This is a genomic window from Streptomyces sp. NPDC058662, from assembly GCF_042716255.1.
Lineage (GTDB): Bacteria > Actinomycetota > Actinomycetes > Streptomycetales > Streptomycetaceae > Streptomyces.
Genome location: NZ_JBHXRU010000134.1, coordinates 1 through 14,018 on the forward strand (window position 1 = coordinate 1; position 14,018 = coordinate 14,018).

Consider the following 14,018-nt stretch of genomic DNA (forward strand, 5'->3'; position numbering starts at 1 on the left):
GCCCTGCACGGCACCTCGCGGCGTTGGCGGACCACGGCGGTACGTCCAGTACGAGCCGTGGTCCGCCGTCTTGCGATGCACTGCACCGGACACCGCGACCCGGCAAACCTTTCCGGCCACGGCACTAGCGCTGTCGCCGGAGGGGTTCGCCGGCCCGTGCTCGCCGGCCCGGCGCGGCGTCCGGCCGGCTCAGACGGTGGAGAGCTCGGGCTCGTCCCGGGCCCCGGTGCCGATCTGCTCCGCCGGGCGCTCGCGCAGGCTCAGTGCGACCCGCAGCGTGGCGATCCAGACCAGGCAGGAGCCGAGCATATGGGCGGCGACGAGCAGTTCGGGCAGCTCGGTGAAGAACTGGACGTAGCCGACGGCGCCCTGTGCGAGCAGCACGACCACCAGGTCGCGGGCGCGGGCCCGGGTGTCGGCGGGAGCGTCGACCACCCGCAGGACCAGCCACATGGCGACGGCCAGCAGGCACACCGCCCAGGCGGCGACGGCGTGCACGTGCGCGGTGGCCTCCCAGTCGAACGGCATCCGCGCGATCTCGCTGCTGTCGCCCGCGTGCGGCCCGGACCCGGTGACCACCGTGCCGGCGGCGATCAGGACGAAGGTGGTCGCGAGCATCGCCCAGGACAGCTTGCGCACCGGGGCCGGCACGCGGGGCCGGGCCGGGGTGTCGCCCTCGCCGGCGCGCTGCCAGGTGACGGTCGTGACGGTGATCAGCGCGGTGGCGAGCAGGAAGTGCCCGGCCACGCTGTACGGGTTGAGGCCCGTCATGACGGTGATGCCGCCCAGTACGGCGTTGGCCAGCACGATGAGGAACTGGAGCCAGCCGAGCCGCGTCAGCGCGTGGCGCCACGGCTTGGCGGAACGGGCCGCCAGGATGGCCCAGCCGACCGCCGCGGAGAGCACGTACGTCAGCATCCGGTTGCCGAACTCGATGGCGCCGTGGAATCCCTGCGCCGGGGTCGCGAGCAGGCTCTCGTCCGTGCACTTGGGCCAGGTGTCGCAGCCGAGACCGGATCCGGTCAGCCGCACCGCGCCGCCGGTGACGACGATGGCCACGCTCATCAGGAGCGCGGCGAACGCGGCCCGACGGACGATCCGGGGTGACGGAGTCCAGCGGCCGGCGATGTATGCGAGGGGGTTAAACACGGCACCCATCGTAAGCCGACCCTTGTGCAAAGTTTCACGAGGGGGTGGCCACAGGGGTGTCCGGGCCGACGGTCAGCCGGAACCGGGCCCCCGCGGGGTCGCCCTCCTCGTGCCACCACAGCCGGACGCGCCAGTGCGCGCTGTCGCCCGGGTAGTGCGCCGAACCCACGAAGCCGCGTACCACTTCGGACGCCATGTCCTCGGCGGTCCTGTTCCGCACTTCTGTGGCGCTGTGCCATGGATGGTCCTGTACGTTCCACAGCCCGTCCGGACCGCGCACCTCGACCCGCCACACCGCGAGCCAGGGTGTGACCTCCAGCATCGTGCGCACCTGCTCGGCGTCCAGGCACAACCGCGCGGCGATCGCGGGCTCCGCCGCGCCCTGGATGCGGGCGGCCACCACCGCCTGCGGCAGCAGCCGTTCGGGGAGCAGTCCCTCGGCGCGCAGGTTCACGAGGGAGTCGAAGGACAGGAAGCGCAGGCGCAGTTCCAGCTGCCGGTCGATGTGGTCGAGCGCCTCCTCGGCCTCGTCGGCCCCCTCCCCGGCGGGGCCCGCGAGCAGCAGGTGCCGGAAGTCCGACTCCGCGGCCACCGCCCAGGCCACCGCCTCCTCGGCGAGGCCCAGTTCCGCGAGCCGGTCCCCGAGGAACACCTTGGCCTGCGCCAGGCCCCGCCGGTTGACCGGGTCCCGCTGGTCCAGGCCCGTCCACACCTCGACCGCGGTCCGGGTCAGGTCGCGGGCGCGCTCGCCGGCCGCCCGCTCCATGGGGCTCGGGCCCTCGGTGGCGCCGGGGCCCAGCGGATACCTCGGCAGCCGGTCCGCGTCGCTCAGCGGCCAGGCCAGCCAGACCCCGTGGTTGATCAGCCCTCGGGCGTACCAGCGGGCGTACTCGGGGGAGTGGCCGGCCGCGCGCTCGGAGCTGCGCAGCCCCTCCTCGATCGTGGCGAGGGCAGCCGCGCGGTCGCCCCCGGCGAAGCGCAGGGCGGCCCGGTCGGCGAGGCGCAGCCCCAGCAGGGCCACGCAGTGCGGGTCGTCCCGGAGTGTCCGCAGGGCGGCGATCAGGTCGTCGAGAAGCCTCTCGCGCTCCGGTGGGAGTGGCTGCGCGGGCGCCGTCCGCACCCGGGCCCACTGCTCGTCCAGCCGTAGAACGGCCTCTCGCTCCGCCATGTCCGCCCCCCGGCGTCGTGGTCCGCGCACCTCATGGGTCAAGGCGTCCATAGTCGCGGGAAGGCCGACCGCAGCGGAAGGGTTTCATTCCCAGCGGAAGAACCGCGCGGCGGCGCCCAGGCCGAGGACGGCCCAGGCCGCCAGCACGGCGGCGTGCCCCCACGGCATCGAGGCGCCGCCCTGCAGCACCTCGCGCAGCCCCTGGGACAGGGCCGAGACGGGCAGCAGCTCCAACGCGGACCGCACGGCGTCGGGGAACTTCTCCAGCGGCACGATCACCCCGCCGCCGACCAGCAGCAGCAGGAACACCAGGTTGGCGGCGGCCAGGGTCATCTCGGCCTTGAGGGTGCCCGCCATGAGCAGACCCAGACCGGAGAACGCGGCGGTGCCGAGCAGGAGCAGCGCGGCGACCGACAGCGGATCGCCCTGCGGGGACCAGCCGAGCCCGAGGGCGATCACCGTCAGCAGGACGACCTGGAGCACCTCGGTGACCAGTACCGACAGGGTTTTGGCGGCCATGAGCGCCCAGCGCGGCAGGGGGGAGGCCGCGAGCCGCTTGAGCACCCCGTAACGGCGGTCGAATCCGGTGGCGATGGCCTGGCCGGTGAAGGCGGTGGACATCACGGCGAGGGCCAGGATCCCGGGGGCGAGGAAGTCCACGGACTTCCCGGCGCCGGTGTCCACGATGTCGACGACGGAGAAGAGGGTCAGCAGCAGCGCCGGGATGATCACGGTCAGCAGCAGTTGCTCCCCGTTGCGCAGCAGCATCCGGGTCTCCAGGGCCGTCTGCGCGAGGATCATGCGGGAGACGGGGGCCGCCCCCGGGCGGGGGACGAACGTACCGGCGCTCATGCGCGCAGCTCCTTGCCCGTGAGTTCGAGGAAGACGTCTTCGAGGGTGTGCCGCTCCACCGAGAGGCTGTTCGGCATCACCCCGTGCTGCGCGCACCAGGAGGCGACGGTGGCCAGCAGCTGGGGGTGGACGTCCCCGGTGACCCGGTAGACGCCCGGGACCAGCTCGGCGGCCTCGGTGCCGTCGGGCAGCGCCTTCAGCAGCGACGCGAGGTCGAGGGAGGGGCGGCCGGTGAAGCGCAGGGTGTTCTCGGCGCCGCCGCGGCACAGCCGCTCCGGGCTGCCGTGGGCGATGACCCGGCCCCTGTCGACGATGGCGACCTCGTCGGCGAGCTGCTCGGCCTCGTCCATGTGGTGGGTGGTGAGGACGACGGTGACCCCGTCGGCGCGCAGCTCCTTCACGAGGTCCCAGGTCGCGCGGCGGGCCTGCGGGTCGAGGCCGGCGGTGGGCTCGTCGAGGAAGACCAGCTCGGGGCGGCCGACCACGGCCATGGCCAGGGCGAGGCGCTGCTGCTGGCCGCCGGAGAGCCGGCGGTAGGCGGTGCGGCCGCAGCCGCCGAGGCCGAGGCGGTCCACCAGGGTGTCCACGTCGAGCGGGTCGGCGTACAGCTTGGCCATGTGGCGCAGCATCTCGACGGCGCGGGCTCCCGAGTACACGCCTCCGGACTGGAGCATCACGCCGACGCGCGGGCGCAGGGCCGCGGCCTGGGCGACCGGGTCGAGGCCGAGGACGCGGACCGTTCCGGCGTCGGGGCGGCGGTATCCCTCGCAGGTCTCCACCGTGGTCGTCTTGCCCGCGCCGTTGGGGCCGAGGACCGCGGTGACGGAGGCCCTCGGGACGGTGAGGTCCAGGCCGTCCACGGCGGTCCTGGGGCCGTACCGCTTCACCAGACCGCGGATCTCCACGGCGGGGTCGTTGCTCATGGGGGGTGAGTCTACGGAGCCCGGCGAGGGGGCCGGGGCCCCGGGGCCCGGGGGGCGGCGGAGCCTCGCGGACCCTTCGCGGCCTTCGCGGTCCGGCCCTCTCGGCCGGCCTCGCGTCCTCGGATCCGCGCACCGGGGGAGCGCCCGCGAACTTTTTTCGCCCGGTCGGTCCCGGCCGGGACCACGGATTTCCGTGAGCTTGTCCGGCTGCCGGTCCGCGCCGGGCGGGAGGCCGCCACGGACGCAGGTGCGCTGGTGGGAGCCGTGGCGGGGCTGCGGGGCAGGCCCGGTGGAGATGCGGAGTGTTCCCCTCCGGATAACGCTCTGTCGATAAATAAGGTAACCCTTAGTGATGGAGGCCACCATGAGTGGCGTCCGTCACGGCTTGTCGCGGCTCGCTTAATTACGCAACAATGGCGTTGTGAAATACGGCGAACGGAAGCACGAGACCCCCCAGGGGGAGCTCGCGACCGGAGAGCGGTCAACCCGCAACCGGGTCGCGCGGTCCATCCTGGACCACGGTCCGTCCACCGTCGCCGACCTCGCCCAGCGGCTCGGCCTCACCCAGGCGGCCGTCCGCCGCCACCTCGACACACTCGTGGCGGACGACGTGGTGGAGGCCCGCGAGCAGCGCGTCTACGGCGCGCGCACCCGGGGCCGGCCGGCGAAGGTGTTCGCCCTGACCGACTGCGGGCGCGACGCCTTCGACCAGTCCTACGACACCCTCGCCGCGGACGCCCTGCGCTGGATCGCGCAGGCCGCCGGTGGCGGTGAGCCGGGAGAGGCGGCCGTCGCCGCCTTCGCCAGGGCGCGGATGGAAGCGCAGGCGGCCCCCTACCGGGAGGCCGTCGAGGCGGCCGCCCCCGTGGACCGCACGGAGGCCCTTGCCCGGGCGTTGACCAAGGACGGGTACGCTGCTACGGCGAAGAGCGCTCCCGGTCCGCACAGCGGTGAACAGCTCTGCCAGCACCACTGCCCGGTCGCGCACGTCGCCGAGCAGTTCCCGCAGCTCTGCGAGGCGGAGACCGAGGTCTTCTCCCGACTGCTCGGGACACACGTGCAGCGCCTGGCCACGATCGCCCACGGCGACGGAGTGTGCACGACCTTCATTCCGCGCAGCGCGAGCACCGCACAGACCGACACATCAGTATCTGCAAGTACGGCCGGGAGGAACCCCGCATGACCACGGAGACTGCTCACCCTGAGCTCGATGGCCTGGGCACCTACGAATACGGCTGGGCCGACTCCGACGCGGCCGGCGCGGCTGCCAAGCGGGGTCTGTCCGAGGAGGTCGTCCGCGACATCTCGGCGAAGAAGTCCGAGCCGGAGTGGATGCTGAACCTCCGCCTCAAGGGCCTCAAGCTCTTCGACCGCAAGCCCATGCCGAACTGGGGCTCGGACCTCTCGGGCATCGACTTCGACAACATCAAGTACTTCGTGCGCTCCACCGAGAAGCAGGCCGCTTCCTGGGAGGACCTGCCCGAGGACATCAAGAACACGTACGACAAGCTCGGCATCCCCGAGGCGGAGAAGCAGCGCCTCGTCGCCGGTGTCGCGGCCCAGTACGAGTCCGAGGTCGTCTACCACCAGATCCGCGAGGACCTGGAGGAGCAGGGCGTCATCTTCCTCGACACGGACACCGCGCTCAAGGAGCACCCGGAGCTCTTCCAGGAGTACTTCGGCACCGTCATCCCGGTCGGCGACAACAAGTTCGCGTCGCTGAACACCGCGGTGTGGTCCGGCGGATCGTTCATCTACGTGCCCAAGGGCGTCAAGGTGGACATCCCGCTCCAGGCCTACTTCCGTATCAACACGGAGAACATGGGCCAGTTCGAGCGGACGCTGATCATCGTCGACGAGGACGCGTACGTCCACTACGTCGAGGGCTGCACCGCCCCGATCTACTCCTCGGACTCGCTGCACAGCGCCGTGGTCGAGATCATCGTCAAGAAGGGCGGCCGCTGCCGCTACACGACGATCCAGAACTGGTCGAACAACGTCTACAACCTGGTCACCAAGCGCGCCGTGGCGTACGAGGGCGCGACCATGGAGTGGGTCGACGGCAACATCGGCTCCAAGGTCACCATGAAGTACCCCGCCGTGTACCTGATGGGCGAGCACGCCAAGGGCGAGACCCTGTCCATCGCCTTCGCGGGCGAGGGCCAGCACCAGGACGCCGGTTCCAAGATGGTCCACATGGCGCCGAACACCTCCTCGAACATCGTCTCCAAGTCGGTGGCGCGAGGCGGCGGCCGCACCTCGTACCGCGGCCTCGTCGAGATCGGCGAGGGCGCCCACGGCTCGAAGTCCAACGTGCTGTGCGACGCGCTCCTGGTCGACACGATCTCCCGCTCGGACACGTACCCCTACGTGGACGTCCGCGAGGACGACGTGTCCATGGGCCACGAGGCGACCGTCTCCAAGGTCTCCGACGACCAGCTCTTCTACCTGATGAGCCGCGGTCTGACCGAGTTCGAGGCCATGGCCATGATCGTGCGCGGCTTCGTCGAGCCGATCGCCCGGGAGCTGCCGATGGAGTACGCGCTGGAGCTGAACCGGCTGATCGAGCTGCAGATGGAGGGCTCGGTCGGCTAGTCCCGACCGCCCCGCGCGTTCCGCAGCGGATTCTTTGACGTAGGCAGCGCTTTACAAGAGAGTGAGCAAGACGACAGCCATGGCTGAGGCTCAGAACATTCCGGCGGGTTCCACCACCGCCGGCGCGATCGCGGTGGCCGCCGAGTCCACCGTCGCCACCCGGATGAGCGCGCCCCCGTCCTTCGACGTGGCGGACTTCCCGATTCCGGACGGGCGCGAGGAGGAGTGGCGCTTCACGCCGCTCGCCCGCATGCGCGGACTCCACAACGGCACCGCGGTCGCCGACGGCGCCATCAAGGCCCAGATCGACGCGCCCGAGGGCGTCACCGTCGAGTCGGTGGAGCGCGGCGACGCGCGCATCGGCAAGGCGGGCACCCCGGTGGACCGGATCGCCGCCCAGGCGTTCTCGTCCTTCGCCAAGGCCACGGTCGTCACCGTGCCCGCGGAGGCCGTCCTGACCGAGCCGGTGCGCGTCACGCTGCACGGCGAGGGCGGTACGACCTTCGGGCACACCGTGTTCGACGTGAAGGCGTTCGCCGAGGCCGTCATCGTCATCGACCACACCGGTGACGGCGTGCGCGCCGCCAATGCCGACTTCCTCGTCGGCGACGGCGCCAAGCTGACCGTCGTCTCCGTGCAGGACTGGGACGACACCGCGGTCCACGTCTCCCAGCACAACGCGCTGATCGGCCGCGACGCGACCTTCAAGTCGATCGTCGTCACCTTCGGCGGCGACCTCGTCCGCCTGCACCCGCGCGTGTCCTACGCCGGCCCCGGCGGCGAGGCCGAGCTCTTCGGCCTCTACTTCACCGACGCCGGCCAGCACCAGGAGCACCGCCTCCTCGTCGACCACGCCGCCCCGCACTGCACGTCGAACGTGGTCTACAAGGGCGCGCTCCAGGGCCAGGACGCCCACGCGGTCTGGATCGGCGACGTGCTCATCCAGAAGACCGCCGAGGGCACCGACACCTACGAGATGAACCGCAACCTCGTCCTCACGGACGGGGCGCGCGTCGACTCGGTCCCGAACCTGGAGATCGAGACCGGCGAGATCGTCGGCGCCGGCCACGCCTCCGCGACCGGCCGCTTCGACGACGAGCAGCTCTTCTACCTCCAGGCCCGCGGCATCCCGGCCGACGAGGCCCGCCGGCTGGTCGTGCGCGGCTTCTTCGCCGAGCTCGTCCAGCAGATCGGTGTCCCGGACATCGAGGAGCGCCTGCTCACCAAGATCGAGACCGAGCTCCAGGGCTCCGTCTGATGACGTACGTCAAGGCCTGTGCGCTGAGCGAGCTGACGGAGGACACCCCGAAGCGGGTGGAACTCGACGGCACGCCGGTGTCCATCGTCTCCACCGAGGGGGAGGTGTTCGCGATCAACGACATCTGCTCGCACGCGAACGTCTCGCTCTCGGAGGGCGAGGTCGAGGACTGCATGATCGAGTGCTGGCTGCACGGATCGGCCTTCGACCTGCGCACCGGCAAGCCCTCGGGCCTGCCCGCGACGCGTCCCGTTCCCGTTTACCCCGTAAAGATCGAAGGGGACGACGTGCTCGTCTCCCTCACCCAGGAGTCCTGAGGTATCCATGGCAACGCTTGAAATCCACGACCTGCACGTCACCGTCGAGACCGGCGACTCGGCGACTGGTGCCCGCGAGATCCTCAAGGGCGTCGACCTCACCGTCAAGCAGGGTGAGACGCACGCCATCATGGGTCCGAACGGCTCCGGCAAGTCCACCCTGGCGTACTCGCTCGCCGGTCACCCGAAGTACACCGTCACCGGTGGCACCGTGACCCTGGACGGCGAGAACGTCCTGGAGATGTCCGTCGACGAGCGCGCCCGCGCCGGCGTCTTCCTCGCCATGCAGTACCCGGTCGAGGTCCCCGGCGTCTCGGTCTCCAACTTCCTGCGCACGTCGGCCACCGCCATCCGCGGCGAGGCGCCGAAGCTGCGCACCTGGGTGAAGGAGGTCAAGGCCGCCATGGAGCAGCTCTCCATGGACACCTCCTTCGCCGAGCGCAACGTGAACGAGGGCTTCTCCGGCGGTGAGAAGAAGCGCCACGAGATCCTCCAGCTGGAGCTCCTGAAGCCGAAGATCGCGATCCTCGACGAGACGGACTCCGGCCTGGACGTCGACGCGCTGCGCGTCGTCTCCGAGGGCGTCAACCGGGTCCGCGAGGGTGGCGAGGTCGGCACGCTGCTGATCACCCACTACACGCGCATCCTGCGCTACATCAAGCCCGACTTCGTGCACGTGTTCGCGAACGGCCGCATCGCCGAGTCCGGTGGCGCCGAGCTCGCCGACCAGCTGGAGGCCGAGGGCTACGACAAGTACGTGAAGGGTGGCGCGACCGCGTGACACAGCTGCCTGGCCTCCTCGACATCGAGGCGATCCGCAAGGACTTCCCCCTGCTGGATCGCGTGGTCCACGACGGGAAGAAGATCGTTTACCTGGACAACGCTGCGACCTCGCAGAAGCCGCGCCAGGTGCTCGACGCGCTGAACGAGTACTACGAGCAGCACAACGCAAACGTCCACCGCGGCGTGCACGTGCTCGCAGAGGAGGCCACGGCGCTGTACGAGGGCGCCCGCGACAAGGTCGCCGCCTTCATCAACGCGCCGAGCCGCGACGAGGTGATCTTCACCAAGAACGCCTCGGAGTCGCTCAACCTGGTCGCGAACATGCTCGGCTGGGCGGACGAGCCCTACCGGGTCGACCGCGAGACCGAGATCGCCATCACGGAGATGGAGCACCACTCCAACATCGTTCCGTGGCAGCTGCTCTCGCAGCGCACCGGTGCGAAGCTGAAGTGGTTCGGCCTCACCGACGACGGCCGGCTCGACCTGTCCAACATCGAAGAGGTCATCACGGAGAAGACGAAGATCGTCTCCTTCACGCTGGTCTCCAACATCATGGGCACGGTCAACCCGGTCGACGCGATCGTCCGGCGCGCGCAGGAGGTCGGCGCGCTGGTGCTGATCGACGCCTCGCAGGCCGCTCCGCACATGCCCCTGGACGTGCAGGCGCTCGGCGCCGACTTCGTGGCCTTCACCGGCCACAAGATGTGCGGCCCGACCGGCATCGGCGTGCTCTGGGGCCGCCAGGAGCTGCTGGAGGACCTGCCCCCGTTCCTCGGTGGCGGCGAGATGATCGAGACCGTGTCGATGCACTCGTCGACGTACGCGCCGGCGCCGCACAAGTTCGAGGCCGGTACGCCCCCGATCGCCCAGGCCGTCGGTCTCGGCGCGGCGGTGGACTACCTGAGCGCGATCGGCATGGACCGCATCGCCGCCCACGAGCACGCGATCACCGAGTACGCGATCAAGCGCCTCGCGGAGGTGCAGGACCTGCGGATCATCGGCCCCACCACGGCCGAGGACCGCGGCGCCGCGATCTCGTTCACCCTCGGTGACATCCACCCGCACGACGTCGGCCAGGTCCTGGACGAGCAGGGCATCGCCGTCCGGGTCGGGCACCACTGCGCGCGCCCGGTCTGCCTGCGGTACGGAATTCCGGCGACGACGCGAGCGTCTTTCTATCTGTACTCATCTCCCGCCGAGGTCGACGCGCTGATCGACGGGCTGGAGCACGTACGGAACTTCTTCGGCTGACGGGACAGGCGAAGGTGACGAGGACGACGGAGTCGCTGTGAAGCTGGATTCGATGTACCAGGAACTGATCCTGGACCATTACAAGCACCCGCACGGGCGTGGTCTGCGTGACGGCGACGCCGAGGTGCACCACGTCAACCCGACCTGCGGTGACGAGATCACGCTGCGCGTGAAGTACGACGGCGAGACGCTCACCGACGTCTCCTACGAGGGCCAGGGCTGCTCCATCAGCCAGGCCAGCGCGTCCGTACTGAACGAGCTGCTCGTCGGCAAGGACCTGGCCGAGGCGCGGAAGATCCAGGGCGTGTTCCTGGAGCTGATGCAGTCCAAGGGCAAGGTCGAGCCCGACGAGGCGATGGAGGAGGTGCTGGAGGACGCGATCGCGTTCGCCGGTGTCTCCAAGTATCCGGCGCGTGTGAAATGTGCTCTGCTGAGTTGGATGGCCTGGAAGGACGCGACCGCCCAGGCTCTGGGCGACGCGGAGAGGAAGACGGCATGACCGAGAACGCGACGCCCGAGGCGTCGATCAAGCCGGCCACCGAGGAGGAGGTCCGCGAGGCCCTCTACGACGTGGTCGACCCCGAGCTGGGCATCGACGTCGTCAACCTGGGCCTGATCTACGGCATCCATGTCGACGACGCGAACATCGCCACGCTCGACATGACGCTGACCTCGGCGGCCTGCCCGCTCACGGACGTCATCGAGGACCAGGCGAAGTCGGCCACGGACGGCATCGTGAACGAACTGCGCATCAACTGGGTCTGGATGCCCCCGTGGGGCCCCGACAAGATCACGGACGATGGCCGCGAGCAGCTCCGCGCACTCGGCTTCAACGTCTGACCTGCGCATGCGCGTGAGGGCCCCCGGCACAGTCGTGCCGGGGGCCCTCCCTGTTCTCCGGGCGGACGGGTGGAGGGCGCCCGGAACGGGCCGCGGCGGCCGAATCCTCTCGGCGGCCGCCCCGACGCGGCGCCGTACTGGAGGGGACTCCCCGTGACCGTCCGCCATGCACCCGTCCGCCGTCGGGGCGCGGCAGGGGCCGCGGGCGCCGCCGCACTGCTTGTCGCGGCGCTGGGTGCTCCCGCGCACGCCGCCGCGTACCCGGCGGAGTACGCCGACCCGACGATCTCGCTGTCCTCCCCGCACCTCAGCGGCGCGGTGGGCGCCCACGGCGACTCCGGCGTGACGGTGGACATCGAGCAGGCGGGCCTTCCGGCCGGCCTGCTGCGGCTGCGGGTGGTCTCGTCCACCAACCCCGCCGTGGCGGGTGCGGCCGACGTACGGCAGGAGCGGACGCGGACCGGTGACCGGCGCCTGACCGTGCGGGCCCGGGCCCCGGGCTGTACCGACCTGACGCTGGAGGTGACCGGGCGCGGCGGCAGGACCGCCACGGCGGTCCTCACCTACGCCGCCTCGGCACGGGCCTCCGCGACCCCGGCCCCCCGCTGCCTCACCGTTTCCTTCGCCGCCGCCGGCAGCTCCGACCCGTACGCCCTGTAAGTGTACAAGCGTACACAACGTTGTGTACGCTTGTACGCATGCCCTACGCACTGCTTGCCGCGGCCATCGCCGCCGAGGTCGCCGGCACCACCGCCATGAAGTACAGCGACGGCTTCACGAAGCTCTGGCCCTCGCTCGGCACCGTGCTGGGCTACCTCATCGCCTTCACCCTGCTCGCGCAGACCCTCAGGACGATGTCGGTCGGCACCGCCTACGCGATCTGGGCCGGGGTGGGCACGGCCGCCGTCGCCGCCATCGGCATGGTCTTCCTGGGCGAGACCGCCACCGCCGCGAAGATCGCCGGAATCGCCCTGGTGATCGCCGGCGTGGTCCTGCTGAACCTCGGCGGAGCGGCGCACTGATGGCGGCGGGCGTCCGCAGGCACGACCCCGGGCGGCGGCAGCGGATCATCGACGCGGCGATCCGGGTGGTGCGCGCCAAGGGCATCGCCGGCCTGAGCCACCGCACCGCGGCGGCCGAGGCCGACGTGCCGCTCGGCTCCACGACCTACCACTTCAAGACGCTGGACGACCTGCTGGTCGCGGCCCTGCGGCAGGCCAACGAGGGTTTCGCCGCCCTGGTGTCCGCCTTCCCGGCGCTCGCCGACCCCACCGCGGACCTCGCGACCTCCCTGGCCCGCCTGCTGGGGGAGTTCCTGGCGGCGGACCGGGGGCGGGTGGAGCTGGAGTACGAGCTCTACCTGGCCGCACTGCGCCGGCCGGCCCTGCGCCCGGTGGCCGCCGAGTGGGGCGAGGCCGTCGCCGGAGCCCTCGCGGAGCGGACCGACCCGGTGACGGCCCGCGCGCTGGTGGCGGTCATGGACGGCATCAGCCTCCAGGTGCTGCTCACGGACGCGGCGTACGACGAGCCGTACGCCCGGGAGATCCTCGGGCGGGTGCTGGCGCGCGCCTGAGTGCCGGCGGCCGCCGCGACGGCCAGGCGGGTACTGGCGCGCGCCTGAGTGCCGGCGGCCGCCGCGACGGCCAGGCGGGTGCTGGCGCGCGCCTGAGTGTCGGCGGCCGCCCGCCCCGGCCCGATTCGGGGGAGCCGCCGCCGACACGCTGCGTGACCGGCACATGAGACTGGTTCGCGACCGGAGGCCGTCGCCGGTTAGGTTTCGGGCATGACTGCTACGCGTACCACCGGCGCCGTCGCCGCCGGACTTGCCACCATCACCGCCGACGGCACCGTCCTCGACACCTGGTTCCCCGCCCCCGAGCTGGTCGCCGAGCCCGGCCCGGCCGGCACCGAGCGCCTCACCGCCGAGCGGGCCGCGGAGCTGCTCGGAACCACCGCGCCGAAGGCGATCCGCTCGGACGCGGTCCGCGGGGTCGAGGTCGTAGCCGTCCGCACCGTCATCGCCTCCCTCGACGACAAGCCGCTGGACGCGCACGACGCGTACCTGCGCCTGCACCTGCTCAGCCACCGCCTGGTCAAGCCGCACGGCCAGAACCTCGACGGCGTCTTCGGCCTGCTGACCAACGTGGCGTGGACCTCGCTGGGCCCCGTCGCGGTCGACCAGGTCGAGACCGTCCGCCTCAACGCGCGCGCCGAGGGCCTGCACCTCCAGGTCACCTCGATCGACAAGTTCCCGCGCATGACCGACTACGTCGCCCCCAAGGGCGTGCGCATCGCCGACGCGGACCGGGTCCGCCTCGGCGCGCACCTCGCCGAGGGCACCACCGTCATGCACGAGGGCTTCGTCAACTTCAACGCCGGCACACTGGGCACCTCCATGGTCGAGGGCCGCATCTCCGCGGGCGTCGTCGTCGGCGACGGCTCCGACATCGGCGGCGGAGCCTCCACGATGGGCACCCTCTCCGGCGGCGGCAAGCAGATCATCTCGATCGGCGAGCGCACCCTGGTCGGCGCCGAGGCCGGCGTCGGGATCGCGCTGGGTGACGAGTGCATCGTCGAGGCGGGCCTGTACGTGACCGCGGGCACCCGCGTGACCCTCCCGGACGGCCAGATCGTCAAGGCCCTGGAGCTGTCGGGCGCCAGCAACATCCTCTTCCGCCGCAACTCGGTCACCGGCGCCGTCGAGGCCCGTCCGAACAACGCGGTCTGGGGCGGCCTGAACGAGGTCCTCCACAGCCACAACTGACGCACCGCCGGTGTCGGCCCGCACCGGGCCGAGGCCGGCGCCCGTACGCCGTCGAGCGCCCCCACCCGGAGCGACGTGGGCGTCCACCACGCAGTAATAAAAAAAAAAAAAAACAACG

Annotated in this window: 16 protein-coding genes; 12 read left to right on the forward strand and 4 right to left on the reverse strand. The window is 71.2% G+C overall.

Annotated elements, in window-relative coordinates; genetic code table 11:
• Window positions 1-189 precede the first annotated feature (189 nt).
• The 4 genes from ACFWUQ_RS28990 to ACFWUQ_RS29005 form a co-directional block, all read right to left on the reverse strand.
• Window positions 190-1,158, reverse strand: a complete 969-nt coding sequence (locus ACFWUQ_RS28990) for a heme A synthase (protein ID WP_384543913.1) — start codon at window positions 1,156-1,158, stop codon at window positions 190-192.
• Window positions 1,159-1,183: 25 nt separating this feature from the next.
• Entirely contained in the window at window positions 1,184-2,317 is a 1,134-nt protein-coding gene (locus tag ACFWUQ_RS28995) for a hypothetical protein (protein WP_384543915.1), read from the reverse strand.
• Between the two features lie 84 nt (window positions 2,318-2,401).
• Entirely contained in the window at window positions 2,402-3,169 is a 768-nt protein-coding gene (locus ACFWUQ_RS29000) for an ABC transporter permease (RefSeq protein ID WP_384543917.1), read from the reverse strand.
• Entirely contained in the window at window positions 3,166-4,092 is a 927-nt protein-coding gene (locus tag ACFWUQ_RS29005; RefSeq protein ID WP_384543919.1) for an ABC transporter ATP-binding protein, read from the reverse strand. Before ACFWUQ_RS29005 ends, ACFWUQ_RS29000 begins: the two co-directional genes overlap by 4 nt.
• A gap of 421 nt (window positions 4,093-4,513) precedes the next feature.
• On the opposite strand from ACFWUQ_RS29005, the gene ACFWUQ_RS29010 reads away from it, so the two are divergent.
• The 12 genes from ACFWUQ_RS29010 (at window position 4,514) to dapD (ending at window position 13,900) form a co-directional block, all read left to right on the forward strand.
• Window positions 4,514-5,275, forward strand: a complete 762-nt coding sequence (locus ACFWUQ_RS29010; protein ID WP_384543921.1) for a helix-turn-helix transcriptional regulator — start codon at window positions 4,514-4,516, stop codon at window positions 5,273-5,275.
• Window positions 5,272-6,687, forward strand: a complete 1,416-nt coding sequence (gene sufB, locus ACFWUQ_RS29015; protein WP_355410506.1) for a Fe-S cluster assembly protein SufB — start codon at window positions 5,272-5,274, stop codon at window positions 6,685-6,687. The genes ACFWUQ_RS29010 and sufB overlap by 4 nt, the downstream gene beginning before the upstream one ends.
• 79 nt (window positions 6,688-6,766) lie before the next feature.
• Window positions 6,767-7,945 (forward strand): Fe-S cluster assembly protein SufD, encoded by a 1,179-nt coding sequence (gene sufD / locus ACFWUQ_RS29020; protein WP_384543924.1) that lies wholly within the window; start codon window positions 6,767-6,769, stop codon window positions 7,943-7,945.
• Window positions 7,945-8,262 (forward strand): bifunctional 3-phenylpropionate/cinnamic acid dioxygenase ferredoxin subunit, encoded by a 318-nt coding sequence (locus ACFWUQ_RS29025; protein WP_384543926.1) that lies wholly within the window; start codon window positions 7,945-7,947, stop codon window positions 8,260-8,262. The genes sufD and ACFWUQ_RS29025 overlap by 1 nt, the downstream gene beginning before the upstream one ends.
• A gap of 7 nt (window positions 8,263-8,269) precedes the next feature.
• A complete protein-coding gene (gene sufC, locus ACFWUQ_RS29030) occupies window positions 8,270-9,043 on the forward strand; it encodes a Fe-S cluster assembly ATPase SufC (protein ID WP_384543928.1) in 774 nt (257 codons plus the stop codon).
• Window positions 9,040-10,296, forward strand: coding sequence for a cysteine desulfurase (locus tag ACFWUQ_RS29035; protein WP_384543930.1), 1,257 nt, complete (start codon window positions 9,040-9,042; stop codon window positions 10,294-10,296). The genes sufC and ACFWUQ_RS29035 overlap by 4 nt, the downstream gene beginning before the upstream one ends.
• 37 nt (window positions 10,297-10,333) lie before the next feature.
• A complete protein-coding gene (sufU, locus tag ACFWUQ_RS29040; RefSeq protein ID WP_384543932.1) occupies window positions 10,334-10,795 on the forward strand; it encodes a Fe-S cluster assembly sulfur transfer protein SufU in 462 nt (153 codons plus the stop codon).
• On the forward strand, window positions 10,792-11,136 hold the full coding sequence (locus ACFWUQ_RS29045; RefSeq protein WP_215020285.1) for a metal-sulfur cluster assembly factor: 345 nt from the start codon (window positions 10,792-10,794) through the stop codon (window positions 11,134-11,136). Before sufU ends, ACFWUQ_RS29045 begins: the two co-directional genes overlap by 4 nt.
• A gap of 153 nt (window positions 11,137-11,289) precedes the next feature.
• The gene (locus ACFWUQ_RS29050; protein WP_384543935.1) at window positions 11,290-11,796 is read left to right on the forward strand and encodes a hypothetical protein; all 507 of its coding nucleotides are present in this window, start codon (window positions 11,290-11,292) and stop codon (window positions 11,794-11,796) included.
• A 38-nt stretch (window positions 11,797-11,834) separates the two neighbouring features.
• On the forward strand, window positions 11,835-12,158 hold the full coding sequence (locus ACFWUQ_RS29055; protein WP_384543937.1) for a DMT family transporter: 324 nt from the start codon (window positions 11,835-11,837) through the stop codon (window positions 12,156-12,158).
• The gene (locus tag ACFWUQ_RS29060) at window positions 12,158-12,709 is read left to right on the forward strand and encodes a TetR/AcrR family transcriptional regulator (protein ID WP_384543939.1); all 552 of its coding nucleotides are present in this window, start codon (window positions 12,158-12,160) and stop codon (window positions 12,707-12,709) included. Before ACFWUQ_RS29055 ends, ACFWUQ_RS29060 begins: the two co-directional genes overlap by 1 nt.
• A gap of 210 nt (window positions 12,710-12,919) precedes the next feature.
• Window positions 12,920-13,900, forward strand: coding sequence for a 2,3,4,5-tetrahydropyridine-2,6-dicarboxylate N-succinyltransferase (gene dapD / locus ACFWUQ_RS29065; protein WP_384543941.1), 981 nt, complete (start codon window positions 12,920-12,922; stop codon window positions 13,898-13,900).
• Window positions 13,901-14,018: the final 118 nt, after the last annotated feature.

Excerpts from the sequence above, each read along its gene's own strand:
- ACFWUQ_RS29060 (WP_384543939.1), top strand. The coding sequence starts at position 12,158 with ATGGCGGCGGGCGTCCGCAGGCACGACCCCGGGCGGCGGCAGCGGATC.
- ACFWUQ_RS28990 (WP_384543913.1), bottom strand. The coding sequence starts at position 1,158 with ATGGGTGCCGTGTTTAACCCCCTCGCATACATCGCCGGCCGCTGGACT.
- ACFWUQ_RS29025 (WP_384543926.1), top strand. The coding sequence starts at position 7,945 with ATGACGTACGTCAAGGCCTGTGCGCTGAGCGAGCTGACGGAGGACACC.
- sufB (WP_355410506.1), top strand. The coding sequence starts at position 5,272 with ATGACCACGGAGACTGCTCACCCTGAGCTCGATGGCCTGGGCACCTAC.
- ACFWUQ_RS28995 (WP_384543915.1), bottom strand. The coding sequence starts at position 2,317 with ATGGCGGAGCGAGAGGCCGTTCTACGGCTGGACGAGCAGTGGGCCCGG.
- ACFWUQ_RS29000 (WP_384543917.1), bottom strand. The coding sequence starts at position 3,169 with ATGAGCGCCGGTACGTTCGTCCCCCGCCCGGGGGCGGCCCCCGTCTCC.
- ACFWUQ_RS29045 (WP_215020285.1), top strand. The coding sequence starts at position 10,792 with ATGACCGAGAACGCGACGCCCGAGGCGTCGATCAAGCCGGCCACCGAG.
- dapD (WP_384543941.1), top strand. The coding sequence starts at position 12,920 with ATGACTGCTACGCGTACCACCGGCGCCGTCGCCGCCGGACTTGCCACC.
- sufD (WP_384543924.1), top strand. The coding sequence starts at position 6,767 with ATGGCTGAGGCTCAGAACATTCCGGCGGGTTCCACCACCGCCGGCGCG.
- ACFWUQ_RS29055 (WP_384543937.1), top strand. The coding sequence starts at position 11,835 with ATGCCCTACGCACTGCTTGCCGCGGCCATCGCCGCCGAGGTCGCCGGC.
- sufC (WP_384543928.1), top strand. The coding sequence starts at position 8,270 with ATGGCAACGCTTGAAATCCACGACCTGCACGTCACCGTCGAGACCGGC.
- ACFWUQ_RS29005 (WP_384543919.1), bottom strand. The coding sequence starts at position 4,092 with ATGAGCAACGACCCCGCCGTGGAGATCCGCGGTCTGGTGAAGCGGTAC.